Below are 12,990 nucleotides of genomic sequence, written 5' to 3' on the forward strand. Positions count from 1 at the left end.
CACCCAGCCTGCCACCCCTACTCCAAATCCTCCTGCACCATCTCTCCCGCGGCATGGATGCAAACAATCTCCAGGCGATCGGGCCCCATATTGGTAAACTTGTGCGGCACATTGGCCGGCGCGATGGCGATATCGCCCGCGCCGAGCTCAAACGTCTCCTCCCCAGCTACGACCAGCGCCCGTCCGCGCTTGACGATCCAGGTCTCGGGATAGGGATGAATATGCAGCCCCGGCCCCTGCCCCGGCTCGTTGTCGACCGAAAAGAACGAAATCGGCGTACCATAGCTGCCGCCTTCAAAGCGGATAGTCCGGCTAGGCGAAACCGGCCGATCGGCAGCGCGCAAAACATAGGTCATGACAATCTCCTCGTGTTGCTACGGCGACGAACGGCGACCGGGAAGTTCGACAGGAGAAAGCGCCCCCGCACCTCTTTCCTCACTTCTCAGAGCGCCGTCACATAAATGCCGTGCCACACCCCGCCCATCTCAACATTCTCCGCCAGCCGCCAGCCATCTCTTTCAAAGAGTTCCCGCGCCTCCGCCGTCAGCGCATGCAGCCGCGCAAACCCCAGCCGTCGCGCCTCGACTTTTGCCCGCTCCAGCAATGCCAATCCAACACCCTGTCGCCGCAATTTTGGCTCCACCAGCAGCCCGCCCAGCCAGGGCGACCGCTCCGTCAACCCACCCGAACTGACCGTCAGGGCACACGTCCCCGCCAGCGTCCCATCGACAAAAGCCACGATCCCCAGCGGCAGCCGGTTCCGCTCCAGCCGCTCGGTCAGATCCGCCCGCGCCGAAGCACCGCGCGGATTGTACCAATCGGCCCATTCGCTCTCGAAGAGATCAACGAGACTGCTCAGCACTTCGTCATGATCGATGAGCAGACCAGTGGTAACTACGCTCATAATCCCTCCAGGCATGTCCGCCTTGCACCAAACTGCATGAGACCCCGATTAACAGTTCCACCAGAACCCGATAGCCTCTGATTGATTTGGCCCCCAGGCCTCGCAAGGAGCAAGACGATGACCGAATGGTGGCGCGGCGGAGTGATCTATCAGGTCTATCCGCGTTCGTTTCAGGACAGCAATGGCGATGGCGTCGGCGACCTGCCCGGCATCCTCGACCGGCTCGACCATATTGCCAGCCTCGGCGTCGATTGCATCTGGCTTTCTCCCATCACCCAGTCGCCCCAGGCCGATATGGGCTATGACGTTTCCGACTATATGCAGGTCGATCCGCTCTTCGGCTCGCTGCAGGATTTTGACCAGCTGATGGAACGGGCCCATGCTCTGGGCCTAAAAGTCATCATGGACCAGGTCGTCAGCCATACCTCCGACCAGCATCCCTGGTTCCGCGAATCCTGCTTCTCCCGCGACAATTCCAAGGCCGATTGGTACGTCTGGGCCGATGCCAAGCCCGATGGGTCCCCACCGAACAACTGGCTGTCCGTCTTCGGCGGCTCGGCCTGGGAATGGCACACCGCCCGCAAGCAATATTACCTCCACAATTTCCTCACCTCGCAGCCGGACCTCAATTTTCATAATCCGGCCGTGCAGGAAGCCGTGCTCGAGGTCATGCGCTTCTGGCTCGATCGTGGGCTCGATGGCTTCCGACTCGATACGGTCAATTACTATTTCCATGACGCACAACTGCGCTCGAACCCGCCGCTAAAATCCCTCAAGGGCAAGCCGGCGGTGAACCCCTATGACATGCAGAGCCACAGGTTCTCCAAGAGCCAGCCGGAGAACGTGGCCTGGCTCAAGCGCGTGCGCAAGATGATGGACGCCTATCCCGGCGCCACCACCGTTGGTGAAGTGGGCGACGACGAGCGCGGCCTCGAACTCATGAAGCAGTACACGTCCGGCAAGGACCTGCTGCACATGTGCTATTCCTTCGATTTCCTCGGTCCCAAATTCAGCGCCGAGCATTTCCGCTCAAAGGTCGCCCGCTTCTTCTCGGAAGATGAAACCGGCTGGCCCTGCTGGAGCTTTTCCAACCACGACGTCATCCGCCCCATGACCCGCTGGGCCAGCTTCAGCGCCTCGCCGGCCGATCTCTCGCGTCAGGCGGCAGCTTTGGTCATGACGATAAAGGGTTCGGTCGGCCTCTATCAGGGTGAGGAGCTGGGCCTGCCCGAAGCCGATATCCTCTTTGAAGAACTGACCGACCCGCGCGGCATGCGCTTCTGGCCCGAAGACAAGGGCCGCGACGGCTGCCGCACCCCCATGCCCTGGCAGGCCAATCTACCCTATGCCGGTTTCTCGACCACGACGCCCTGGCTGCCGGTAAAGCCCGCGCATCTCGCTCTCAGCGTCGATGCGCAAAATGCCGATCCGGAATCGTCGCTGAATTTCTTCCGCAAATTCATCGCCTGGCGCAAATCGCATCCGGCGCTGCTGACCGGCTCGATCGACTTCTTCAAGACCGACGAACCCGTCCTCGCCTTCCGCCGCTCGGCCGGCAACAAGGACCTTATCTGCGTCTTCAATCTTTCGGCCGAAGAACTGGTGGTCACGCTGAGCAAGACCGAAACCACACTCGAACCGGTCAGCCACAATGCCAATCTCGAAGGCAAGGCCCTGACGCTGGGTCCAAACGGCTTTGCCATTGTCGAAGCCCCCGCGGGCGAGGGCAAGGTGCGCTACAAGGCGGGCTAACCCCCACCCTCATTCCCTCCCCACAAGGGGGAGGGAGGCGCTTGCCTCGATCTCCCAGCTCCATCGTCTCCCTCCCCCTTGTGGGCTTCGAGCCATGCCGGAGGCAAGATCGCTCCAGTGGAGCGATCTTAGGGAGAAGGATCAAGGGTGCGGGTATGCGGGCGTTATCGCTGCCCCTTCCACGCCAAAAGCCGCAGCGCATTGGCCGTCACCAGCAGCGTCGCCCCGGTATCCGCCAGAATCGCCGGCCACAATCCGGTAACGCCCAAAATGGTCGTCACCAAAAACACCGCCTTCAGGCCCAGCGCGATGGTGATGTTCTGCCAGATGTTCGACATCGCCGCCCGCGAGATGCGGATCAGATTGGCAACGTCCATCACCCGTCCATGCAGCACCGCCGCATCGGCCGTCTCCAGCGCCACATCCGTGCCGCCGCCCATGGCAATGCCGATATCGGCCGCAGCCAGGGCCGGCGCATCATTGATGCCATCACCAACCTTGGCGACCACCTTCCCCTCGGCCTTCAGACCGGTGACGATGCGCTGCTTGTCTTCAGGCAGCAGTTCGGCATTCACCTTGATGCCGAGATCGGCGCCAATGGCCTTTGCGGTGCGGACATTGTCGCCCGTGAGCATGACAATATCAGCGCCAAGCGCCTTGAGCGCAGCAAGGCCGGCTCGCGCGTCGTCGCGCGGTTCATCGCGCATGGCGATGGCACCAGCAACCTTGCCGCCGGCGATGAGAACCGAGACGGTCTTGCCTTCGTCATTGAGCGCGCCGATCCGCGTGGTCAGCTCTTCGCCAAGCGGTGTCCGCGCCGCCGCAGCCTTGGGCGAGCCGAGGAAGAGCAGCGTGCCATCGAGCGTACCGATAATGCCCTTGCCGCCAAGGGCGCCGGCATTGCTGGAGGCGATGGGCTCGATGCCGGCTTCTTTCGCCCTGGCGAGGATGGCCTTGGCCAGCGGATGGCTCGAGCCAACCTCAAGCGCGGCCGCGAGACGCAGCACTTCGGCTTCGCTCCGGTCCACGGCAACGATGTCGGTCACCTGCGGACGCCCCTCGGTCAGCGTGCCGGTCTTGTCGAGCGCGACCATGTTGATCTTGCCCAACTGTTCCAAAACCACGCCCCCCTTCATGAGCAGGCCCTGGCGAGCGCCAGCCGAAAGCGCCGCGGCAATGGCGGCCGGCGTTGAAATAACCAGCGCGCAGGGGCAGCCGATGAGGAGAATGGCGAGACCCTTGTAGATCCATTCATCCCAGGACGCGCCGCTCACGAGTGGCGGCAGGATGGCGACGAGAGCGCCGACCAGCAGCACGCCGGGCGTGTAGTATTTTGAGAAGCGATCGATGAAGCGCTCGGTCGGAGCCTTGGATTCCTGAGCCTCTTCGACCAGCGAGACGATGCGGGCAATAGTATTGTCGGCCGCAGCGGCGGTGACGCGCACACGCAGGGCGCCATCCTGATTGACGGTACCAGCATAGACCTGGTCTTCCGGTCCCTTGTGCTTCGGCACGGACTCCCCGGTGACCGGCGCTTCGTCCACCGCGCCTTCGCCGGACAGCACCACGCCATCGGCCGGAATCCGGTCTCCGGGGCGAACGAGCACAATGTCGCCAACGGCAAGGTCGGCCGCATCGACCTCACTGATCTTGCCCTCGATCTCACGCTGCGCCCGGCGAGGTACGAGATCGGCAAGCGCCTTGATACTGGCGCGGGCGCGGCCGGTAGCGATGCCTTCGAGCAGTTCGCCAATGAGGAAGAGCAACACCACGATGGCAGCCTCTTCCACCGCATTGATGAAGACGGCGCCGACGGCTGCCACTGTCATCAGCGTTTCGATGGAAAAGGGGCTACCGTTCCTGGCGCCCTGCATGGCGCGGCGCCCGATGGGGATCAGACCCACCAGCATGGCGAGAATGAAGAGCTCATCGTGCCAGGCCGGGATGAAAGCTTCGAGCGCGAAGGCGGCGGCAACAGCAAGGCCGCAGAGAATGGTCAGCTGCGCCTTGGCCGTCTGCCACCAGGGACCATCATGGTGACCGTGATCATGTCCGTGCATGCCTTCAAGCGCATCGTTTGCCTTCGGCGCGCCGCTGGTCAAGGGCGCGATGCGATAGCCGAGATCTGTCACCTTCTGCTGCACCTGGGCGAGATCGGCACCCTTGTGGCCAACGGTCATGGTGCCGGCGACCACAGAGACAGAGACGTCCTCGACGCCAGGCAGACGCCGCACGGCAGTGTCGATCTTGCTGGCACAGCCTGCACAGTCCATGCCTTCGACACGGAAGCGTGTGCTTGTCTCCTGGGCGTTCATCTTTCGGCTCCTTGATTTTTGTCGGGACCGGCGTACATCCTCTAGTGACTAGAGGAGCAAGCACAAAATGCAGCAGGGCATCACCATTGGCAATGTGTCACAGGCGAGCGGGGTGAAGGTGCCCACCATTCGCTATTACGAACAGATCGGCCTCCTGCCCTCTCCACCGCGCACCGAGGGCAATCGCCGCAGCTATGACGAAGGCGATCTCGAACGGCTGACCTTTATCCGCCACTCGCGCGAGCTCGGTTTCGAGATCGACGAAATCCGCACGCTACTCTCATTGCAGGACCAGCCCAACGTCTCCTGCGAAGATGCCGATGCCATAGCCAGCAAACATCTTGCCGATGTGAAGCTCAAGATCGCCAGCTTGACGGCCTTGCAGCACGAGCTGGAGCGGATGGTTGAAGGCTGCTCGCATGGGCGCGTCGAGACCTGCAAGGTCATCGACATTCTGGCCGATCATGGGAAATGCAGGTTCCACGGGGAGTAAGGCCGCCCCGCACCTCTTACATATGGAGCGCAAGGGGCTTGCTTCAAGCCCGGTGCGCTGCACTATACCAGCACTCCCACCGAGCCAAGGGAGCTTGCGATGATCTACTACCACGGCACCCGCGCCGATCTCAAAACCGGCGATCTTCTCTCGCCCGGCTACAACTCCAATTTCGGGCAGGGCAAGCCTGCCTCCTGGATCTACTTTGCCGCCACACTCGACGCCGCCATCTGGGGCGCCGAGCTTGCCGCGGGCGAAGGCCGGCAGCGCATCTATATCGTCGAGCCAACGGGCGAGTTCGTCGACGATCCCAATCTCACCGACAAGAAATTTCCGGGCAATCCGACCAAATCCTATCGCAGCCAGCAGCCATTGCGGATTGCCGGCGAGGTCGAGGCCTGGGTGGGCCACCCGCCCGAGCAGCTTCAGGCGATGAAGGATGGGGTGGAGCGCATGCGGAAGCTGGGCATCGAGGCGATAGACTGACGACCGCATCAGTAGCCCTCATCCTGAGGTGCTTTGCGGAGCAAAGCCTCAAAGGACGGGGCGTGCTCTGATGTTTTGGTGCCACGCCCTCGTGGTTCGAGGCGCCGCTCTGCGGCGCACCTCACCATGAGGGCTATTGGTGCAGCGCCGGAGAGGCCTCTGGCTAAGCCATCTCCTGACTCTCCACTCGCGCGGCTTTCCCGGTCGAGTAGATAAACGCCACGACGAACACGATCGTCAGCAGCAGCACAATCGTGGGCGCCGGCGCACTGTCCATGAAGAAGGACAGGTAGACCCCGAGCAGCGAGCCCACGAGCGCAATCACCGTCGCCAGCACCAACATGGTCGAAAACCGCCTTGTGAGGAGGAAGGCAATGGCCCCGGGGGCGATCAGCATGGCGATGGAGAGGATGATCCCCACAGCCTGCAGGGCGCCAACGATGGTCAGGGAAATCATCGCCAGAAGCCCATAGTGCAACAGATTGACCCGCAGCCCCACCGCCCGCGCCTGTCCGGGATCGAAGGCGTGCAACAGGAAGTCCTTCCACTTGATCCCGATAATCCCCGCGATAACCACCGCAATGACCAGTGCCTGCATGATATCGGCCATCCCGACCCCGAGCATGTCACCGAACAGGATGTGGTCGAGATGCACGTCCGACTGGATCTTCACATAAAGCACCAGCCCCAGACCAAACATGCCGGAAAACACCACGCCCATCACCGTATCCTGCTTGATGCGGCTATTGTCCTTCAAAAAGCCGGTGGCGATGGCGGAGAACATGCCGGCGACGAAGGCTCCCACGGCAAGGGGAATGCCCACCATGTAGGCGATGACCACGCCGGGGAACACGGCATGGGAAATGGCGTCGCCCATCAGCGACCAGCCTTTCAGCACCAGAAAGCATGAGAGCAGCGCCATCGGCACGGCCACCAAGGCCGAGATGATGAGCGCATTGTTCATGAACTCGAACTGGAAGGGGAGAATGAGAAAATCCCAGAGGTTCATTCCGTTGCCTCCAGGGCTTCAGCCGCGCGACGGCGGGCCGCCAGCAGGCCATGCTTTGGCGCAAGGAAGAAGGCGAGAAGGAAGAGCGCCGTCTGCAACACGACGATGATGCCGCCCGTCGCGCCATCGAGGAAATAGCTGACATAAGCGCCGACAAAGCTCGTGATCGAACCAATGGCAACCGCGATCGTCAGCAGTCGCGGAAAACGGTCCGTAAGGAGATAGGCCGTGGCGCCCGGGGTAACGACGAGGCAGATGACGAGGAAGGCGCCGACCGTCTGCATGGCGGCAACCGTCGAAGCCGAAAGCAGCACGAAGAACACGGCGCGCAGTACCGTGGGCTTCAACCCGATGGAACGCGCATGGTTCTCGTCAAAGAAGGTGACCATCAGGTCCTTCCACTTGGCGAGCAGGATCGCCAGCGACACGAAGCCGATAATGGCAAGCTGCAGCGTGTCTTCCGGTGTGATGGCGAGAATATTGCCCAACACGATTGTCTGGATATTCACCGAGACCGGCGACACCGACACCATGAACAGCCCCAGCCCGAAGAAGGCCGAAAAAATCAGCCCAATAATGGCGTCTTCCTTCAATTTGGTGCGCTGATTGAGAAACAGCATGGCCGCCGCGGCGAGACCGCCGGAGAAGAAGGCGCCGAGCGCAAAAGGCAGGCCCAGCATATAGGCGCCGGCCACACCCGGCACGATGGAATGGCTCAGCGCGTCGCCGATCAGCGACCAGCCTTTGAGCATCAGATAGCAGGAGAGAAAGGCGCAGACCCCGCCGACAAGGGCCGAGACCCACATGGCATTGGTCATATAGCCATAGGAAAAGGGTTCGAGCAGCAGGTCCATTATTGCTGCTCCTCTTGTCTCTCGTCTGGCGGATGGCGTCGCGCCTTGCCCCCTTCGAACAGCAGCGGACGCTCATCATCGGTGAAGACGCCGACGCCGGAATGCTCGCCATTGGGCGCGTGATTGATCACAAAATGCCTGAGCACGCCGCCAAAGGCCTTTTCGAGATTGTCCTGCGTAAAGGTCTCTTCGGTCGGCCCATAGGCCAGCACCGTGCCCTTGATCAGAATGGTGCGATCGCAGAATTCGGGGACCGAGCCGAGATTGTGGGTGGAGACCAGCATCACCCTGCCCTCGTCGCGCAGCTCGCGCAAAAGGGCAATGATCTGGTCCTCGGTCTTCACATCGACACCGGTAAAAGGCTCGTCGAGAAGAATGACGCGGCCATCCTGCGCCAAAGCCCGCGCAAGAAAGACGCGCTTCTTCTGCCCGCCTGAAAGTTCGCCGATCTGACGTTTGCGGAATTCGCTCATATTGACGCGCTTCAGCGCGGCTTCAACTGCATCGTGGTCGGCTTTCTTCGGGATGCGCAGCATGCCCATATGGCCATAGCGCCCCATCATCACGACGTCTTCGACCAGAACCGGAAAATTCCAGTCGACCTCTTCGGATTGCGGCACATAGGCAACGAGGTTTTTCTTGAGCGCCTGCGCCACCGGCATGCCGAGCACAGTGATCTCGCCACGGGCGAGGCGCACAAAGCCCATAATGGCCTTGAACAGGGTCGACTTGCCCGAGCCATTGACCCCCACCAGCGCCGCAATGGTGCCAGTGGGAATGGCAAAGCTCGCGTCGCGAATGGCGGTCAGGCCATTGCGATAGGTGACCGTGGCGCCTGACACGGCGATGCCAGTGCCGGTCTCAACCTCGGCATGGCGAAGTGGGGCATTCATTCCGTAAGGCCTTTGGCGATGGTTTCGGAGGTAACGCGAAGCAGGTCGATATAAGTTGGCACCGGGCCATCGGCCTCCGTCAAGGAGTCCACATAGAGCACGCCGCCATATTTGGCGCCGGTCTCGCGGGCGACCTGTTCGGCCGGGGCGGGGGAAATGGTGCTTTCCGAGAAGATGACGCCGATCTGGTTCTCGCGCATGGCGTCGATCACTTTTCGCACTTGCTGCGGCGTGCCCTGCTGGTCGGCATTGATCGGCCAGAGGTAAAGCTCCTTCAGGCCGAAATCGCGGGCAAGGTACGAAAAAGCGCCTTCCGAAGTGACGAGCCAGCGCTTGTCCTCGGGCACCGCGGCCAGCTCAGCCTGGATCGGTTCGATCATGGCCGAAATCTTGGCTTTATAGGCCTCGGCATTGGCCTTGTAGGTTTCCGCATTGGCCGGATCATGTTCGACGAAAGCGTCGCGGATGTTGTCGACATAGATCATCGCGATGCTGGGCGACATCCAGGCATGGGGATTGGGCTTGCCCTGATACGGCCCCTCGGCAATCCCCATCGGGTCGATGCCGTCGGAAACCACGGCGCTCGGCACATCGCGCAGATTGGCAAAGAAGCGCTCGAACCAGAGTTCGAGATTGAGCCCATTATAGAGAACGAGATCGGCACCCTGCGCGCGCTGAATATCGCCCGGGGTCGGCTGGTAATTGTGAATCTCCGCGCCGGCCTTGGTGATGGATTCAACCACGGCAGCGTCACCCGCAACATTCTGCGCGATATCGGCGATGACGGTAAAACTGGTGACGGCCTTGAACTTGTCCTGGGCAGCGGCGGGAAGAGAGGGAAGCGCGATCGAAAGGCCCATAACCAGAAGCGTCGAGAGGGCCTGACGCCGTGTACCGAAAAGCATCGAGTAATCCTTGTTGCGAATGATTTGCATTTTCACTCAATGTAACGGCACGCGAAAAAGTTGCAAGTAGGAATGGTTTGCAAAAAGCATGGTTGCGAAGGCACCGGCGGGCGCGGTTAAGAAAGTGTGTTTGATGGGGACAAAGCCTCGCCCCAGCCTATCCCCCTATATCTCCACGACGAATCCCTTTGCGGGCCTGAGAACGTCCCCAGCATTTTCCACAAGAGGCAAATTTGAACGATTTCTGACAACGAGGGCGTGCGGAAAGCCGGGCGAATCTGACAGGCTTAAAAAACGCTAAATTCCGGCATTTTTTGATCACAATTGGTCTGTCAAGCATTGATGACAGACCTGACACAAACCATATACCTTGCAGTAAGGATTGGTGCCGCATACTACATATAGCGTTCAGGGCTTGTTCGATTCGAAAGAATGGGATGGAGCCCAAGGCCGGTCGAAACCGTTATATCTGGCGACAGACCGGCGCGCGTTTGCAGTAGTTTTAAAGCGTTGAACCCCGTTTTTAGAACCATCCCTCGTGAGGATCCGATGACTATCACCGTCTATTCCAAGCCTGCCTGCGTCCAGTGCACCGCAACCACGCGTGCGCTCGACCGAAAGGGCATTGATTATACGGTGGTCGATATTTCCGAAGACGCCGACGCCTATGCGCGCGTCGAGGAAATGGGCTACCGCCAGGTGCCGGTCGTGGTCGCCGGTGATCAGCACTGGGCTGGTTTCCGCCCCGACATGATCGGCAGCCTCGCCTGAGCGAAGACGTCGCGCGGTTCCCCCGCGCGACCAATGAGGATGCGGACATGGGCCAGATCGTCTATTATTCCAGCACCTCGGAAAACACCCACCGTTTCGTCAAGAAACTGGGGCTTTCAAGCGTAAGGCTGCCGGTTGATGCCGGCAGCGAGCCGCCGCAAGTGGATGAACCCTTCGTTCTCGTGGTTCCCACCTATGGCGGCGGTGGCGGCAAGGGTGCCGTACCCAAGCCTGTCATCCACTTTTTGAACAATCCGGCCAATCGCAATCTCATCCGCGGTGTGATTGCGGCCGGAAACACCAATTTTGGCGCAGCTTATGGCGAGGCGGGCACGATCGTCAGCCAGAAATGCGCCGTGCCTCTCCTCTACCGCTTCGAGCTTCTCGGCACGGAAGAGGACGTAGAAAACGTCAAACAAGGACTCGAACGGTTTTGGACACGCTCACACTAGACCGCACGGAAGATCGCCCCGCCTCCAAGGGTCAGGTCCAGGACCAGAGCCTGGACTATCACGCGCTCAACGCGATGCTGAACCTCTATGACGAGGCCGGCAAGATTCAGTTCGACAAGGACAAGCAGGCTGCACACCAGTACTTCCTGCAGCACGTCAACCAGAACACGGTCTTCTTCCATAACCTGCGGGAGAAGCTCGAATATCTCAGCGTTGAAGGATACTATGAGCGCACGGTGCTCGATCAGTATTCGTTCAATTTCATCCGCGATCTCTATGATCACGCCTATGACAAGAAGTTCCGCTTCCCGACCTTTTTGGGCGCGTTCAAATATTACACCAGCTACACGCTGAAAACCTTCGACGGTAAGCGCTATCTCGAGCGCTACGAAGATCGCGTCTGCATGGTGGCGATGACGCTCGCCCGCGGCAATGAACAGCTTGCCCGCGACCTCGTCGACGAAATCATGGCCGGCCGCTTCCAGCCTGCGACCCCGACCTTCCTCAATGCCGGCAAGGCCCAGCGCGGCGAGCTCGTCTCGTGCTTCCTCTTGCGCATCGAAGACAATATGGAGTCGATCGGCCGCTCGATTAACTCCGCCCTGCAGCTTTCAAAGCGCGGCGGCGGCGTGGCCCTCAGCCTCACCAACCTTCGCGAAATGGGCGCGCCCATCAAGCATATCGAGAACCAGTCTTCCGGCGTCATCCCGGTGATGAAGCTTCTGGAAGACTCCTTCTCCTATGCCAACCAGCTCGGCGCACGTCAGGGCGCGGGTGCGGTCTATCTCAATGCCCACCACCCCGACATCATGCGCTTCCTCGATACCAAGCGCGAAAATGCCGACGAAAAGATCCGCATCAAGACCCTGTCGCTCGGCGTCGTGATCCCCGACATCACCTTCGAATTGGCCAAGAACAACGAGGACATGTACCTGTTCTCGCCCTATGACGTGCAGAACGTCTATGGCGTGCCGTTCAGCGAAATCTCGGTCACCGAAAAGTACCGCGAAATGGTCGAAGACGGCCGCATTCGCAAGAAGAAGATCAAGGCCCGCGAATTCTTCCAGGTGATCGCCGAGATCCAGTTCGAATCCGGCTATCCCTACATCATGTTCGAAGACACGGTGAACAAGGCCAACCCGATCGACGGCCGCATCACTATGTCCAACCTCTGCTCGGAAATCCTGCAGGTCAGCGAAGCCAGCGAGTTCAGCGAAGATCTCAGCTACACCAAGATGGGCAAGGATATTTCCTGCAATCTCGGCTCGCTCAACATCGCTGCCGCCATGGACTCTTCCGACTTCGGCAAGACCATCGAGACCTCGATCCGCGCCCTGACCGCCGTGTCGGACATGAGCAATATCTCGTCCGTCCCCTCGATCGCCAAGGGCAATGACGACAGCCATGCCATCGGCCTCGGCGCGATGAACCTGCATGGTTATCTCGCCCGCGAACGCATCTTCTACGGTTCGGAAGAAGGCGTCGATTTCACCAATATGTACTTCTACACGGTGACCTATCACGCCATCCGTGCCTCGAACCTGATCGCCACCGAGCGCGGCGAGACTTTCAAGGGCTTTGAAAAGTCGAAATATGCCAATGGCGAATATTTCGACAAATACATCCAGCAAGAATGGAAGCCGGCGACCGAGAAGGTTTTGGGCCTCTTCGAAACGGCCGGGATCCACATCCCGACCCGCGAAGACTGGCTGGAGCTCAAGGACCTGGTCATGGCTCACGGCATGTACAACCAGAACCTGCAGGCCGTGCCGCCGACCGGCTCGATCTCCTACATCAACCACTCGACCTCCTCGATCCACCCGATCGTGTCCAAGATCGAGATCCGCAAGGAAGGCAAGATCGGCCGCGTCTACTATCCGGCTGCCTTCATGACCAATGACAACCTGGACTACTACCAGGATGCCTACGAGATCGGCCCGGAAAAGATCATCGACACCTATGCGGCGGCCACCCAGCACGTCGACCAGGGCCTGTCGCTGACCCTGTTCTTCCGCGATACCGCGACCACCCGCGATATCAACAAGGCGCAGATTTACGCCTGGAAGAAGGGCATCAAGACCATCTATTACATCCGCCTGCGTCAGTTGGCGCTTGAAGGCACGGAGGTGCAGGGCTGTGTCTCCTGCGCGCTCTGA

The 12,990-nt window shown here is 60.4% G+C and carries 13 protein-coding genes; 6 read left to right on the plus strand and 7 right to left on the minus strand.

Annotated features, from left to right (window positions below; all coding sequences use genetic code 11):
- Nucleotides 1-17: 17 nt before the first annotated feature.
- Together NVV77_RS18450 and NVV77_RS18455 are read right to left on the minus strand one after the other, a co-directional pair.
- A complete protein-coding gene (locus tag NVV77_RS18450) occupies nucleotides 18-356 on the minus strand; it encodes a cupin domain-containing protein (RefSeq protein ID WP_295415410.1) in 339 nt (112 codons plus the stop codon).
- Between the two features lie 86 nt (nucleotides 357-442).
- Nucleotides 443-904, minus strand: a complete 462-nt coding sequence (locus NVV77_RS18455; protein WP_295415411.1) for a GNAT family N-acetyltransferase — start codon at nucleotides 902-904, stop codon at nucleotides 443-445.
- A gap of 117 nt (nucleotides 905-1,021) precedes the next feature.
- Between NVV77_RS18455 and NVV77_RS18460 the strand changes: the two genes are divergently transcribed.
- Nucleotides 1,022-2,656: an alpha-glucosidase family protein gene (locus NVV77_RS18460; protein WP_295415412.1), complete on the plus strand. Its 1,635-nt coding sequence runs from the start codon at nucleotides 1,022-1,024 to the stop codon at nucleotides 2,654-2,656.
- A gap of 164 nt (nucleotides 2,657-2,820) precedes the next feature.
- Here the strand turns inward: NVV77_RS18460 and NVV77_RS18465 are convergent, their stop codons facing one another.
- Nucleotides 2,821-4,971, minus strand: a complete 2,151-nt coding sequence (locus NVV77_RS18465) for a heavy metal translocating P-type ATPase (protein ID WP_295415413.1) — start codon at nucleotides 4,969-4,971, stop codon at nucleotides 2,821-2,823.
- 67 nt (nucleotides 4,972-5,038) lie between these two features.
- Here NVV77_RS18465 and NVV77_RS18470 point away from each other — a divergent pair, with 67 nt between their 5' ends.
- Nucleotides 5,039-5,464, plus strand: coding sequence for a helix-turn-helix domain-containing protein (locus tag NVV77_RS18470; RefSeq protein WP_295415414.1), 426 nt, complete (start codon nucleotides 5,039-5,041; stop codon nucleotides 5,462-5,464).
- A 99-nt stretch (nucleotides 5,465-5,563) separates the two neighbouring features.
- Nucleotides 5,564-5,950: an NAD(+)--rifampin ADP-ribosyltransferase gene (gene arr / locus NVV77_RS18475; protein WP_295415415.1), complete on the plus strand. Its 387-nt coding sequence runs from the start codon at nucleotides 5,564-5,566 to the stop codon at nucleotides 5,948-5,950.
- 163 nt (nucleotides 5,951-6,113) lie between these two features.
- Here arr and NVV77_RS18480 read toward each other — a convergent pair whose 3' ends face one another.
- The 4 genes from NVV77_RS18480 to NVV77_RS18495 are packed head-to-tail and all read right to left on the minus strand — an operon-like array spanning nucleotide 6,114 to nucleotide 9,611.
- Complete coding sequence (locus NVV77_RS18480; protein WP_295415416.1) at nucleotides 6,114-6,959, minus strand: metal ABC transporter permease; 846 nt, start codon at nucleotides 6,957-6,959, stop codon at nucleotides 6,114-6,116.
- Complete coding sequence (gene sitC, locus NVV77_RS18485) at nucleotides 6,956-7,813, minus strand: iron/manganese ABC transporter permease subunit SitC (RefSeq protein WP_295415417.1); 858 nt, start codon at nucleotides 7,811-7,813, stop codon at nucleotides 6,956-6,958. The genes NVV77_RS18480 and sitC overlap by 4 nt, the downstream gene beginning before the upstream one ends.
- Nucleotides 7,813-8,706: a manganese/iron ABC transporter ATP-binding protein gene (locus NVV77_RS18490; RefSeq protein ID WP_295415418.1), complete on the minus strand. Its 894-nt coding sequence runs from the start codon at nucleotides 8,704-8,706 to the stop codon at nucleotides 7,813-7,815. Before NVV77_RS18490 ends, sitC begins: the two co-directional genes overlap by 1 nt.
- Nucleotides 8,703-9,611, minus strand: a complete 909-nt coding sequence (locus tag NVV77_RS18495; protein ID WP_295416215.1) for a metal ABC transporter substrate-binding protein — start codon at nucleotides 9,609-9,611, stop codon at nucleotides 8,703-8,705. The genes NVV77_RS18490 and NVV77_RS18495 overlap by 4 nt, the downstream gene beginning before the upstream one ends.
- A gap of 549 nt (nucleotides 9,612-10,160) precedes the next feature.
- On the opposite strand from NVV77_RS18495, the gene nrdH reads away from it, so the two are divergent.
- From nrdH to nrdE, 3 genes are read left to right on the plus strand one after another with little or no spacing between them, the layout of a single operon-like run.
- Nucleotides 10,161-10,382, plus strand: coding sequence for a glutaredoxin-like protein NrdH (gene nrdH / locus NVV77_RS18500; protein ID WP_035078144.1), 222 nt, complete (start codon nucleotides 10,161-10,163; stop codon nucleotides 10,380-10,382).
- 47 nt (nucleotides 10,383-10,429) lie between these two features.
- Nucleotides 10,430-10,834, plus strand: coding sequence for a class Ib ribonucleoside-diphosphate reductase assembly flavoprotein NrdI (gene nrdI, locus NVV77_RS18505; protein ID WP_295415419.1), 405 nt, complete (start codon nucleotides 10,430-10,432; stop codon nucleotides 10,832-10,834).
- A complete protein-coding gene (nrdE, locus tag NVV77_RS18510) occupies nucleotides 10,816-12,990 on the plus strand; it encodes a class 1b ribonucleoside-diphosphate reductase subunit alpha (protein WP_295415420.1) in 2,175 nt (724 codons plus the stop codon). Before nrdI ends, nrdE begins: the two co-directional genes overlap by 19 nt.

The organism is Devosia sp., from assembly GCF_024707125.1.
Lineage (GTDB): Bacteria > Pseudomonadota > Alphaproteobacteria > Rhizobiales > Devosiaceae > Devosia.

Bases quoted from the DNA above. Each gene is read 5' to 3' on its own strand.
- NVV77_RS18450 (WP_295415410.1), bottom strand. From the start codon at position 356: ATGACCTATGTTTTGCGCGCTGCCGATCGGCCGGTTTCGCCTAGCCGG.
- NVV77_RS18455 (WP_295415411.1), bottom strand. From the start codon at position 904: ATGAGCGTAGTTACCACTGGTCTGCTCATCGATCATGACGAAGTGCTG.
- NVV77_RS18460 (WP_295415412.1), top strand. From the start codon at position 1,022: ATGACCGAATGGTGGCGCGGCGGAGTGATCTATCAGGTCTATCCGCGT.
- NVV77_RS18465 (WP_295415413.1), bottom strand. From the start codon at position 4,971: ATGAACGCCCAGGAGACAAGCACACGCTTCCGTGTCGAAGGCATGGAC.
- NVV77_RS18470 (WP_295415414.1), top strand. From the start codon at position 5,039: ATGCAGCAGGGCATCACCATTGGCAATGTGTCACAGGCGAGCGGGGTG.
- arr (WP_295415415.1), top strand. From the start codon at position 5,564: ATGATCTACTACCACGGCACCCGCGCCGATCTCAAAACCGGCGATCTT.
- NVV77_RS18480 (WP_295415416.1), bottom strand. From the start codon at position 6,959: ATGAACCTCTGGGATTTTCTCATTCTCCCCTTCCAGTTCGAGTTCATG.
- sitC (WP_295415417.1), bottom strand. From the start codon at position 7,813: ATGGACCTGCTGCTCGAACCCTTTTCCTATGGCTATATGACCAATGCC.
- NVV77_RS18490 (WP_295415418.1), bottom strand. From the start codon at position 8,706: ATGAATGCCCCACTTCGCCATGCCGAGGTTGAGACCGGCACTGGCATC.
- NVV77_RS18495 (WP_295416215.1), bottom strand. From the start codon at position 9,611: ATGCTTTTCGGTACACGGCGTCAGGCCCTCTCGACGCTTCTGGTTATG.
- nrdH (WP_035078144.1), top strand. From the start codon at position 10,161: ATGACTATCACCGTCTATTCCAAGCCTGCCTGCGTCCAGTGCACCGCA.
- nrdI (WP_295415419.1), top strand. From the start codon at position 10,430: ATGGGCCAGATCGTCTATTATTCCAGCACCTCGGAAAACACCCACCGT.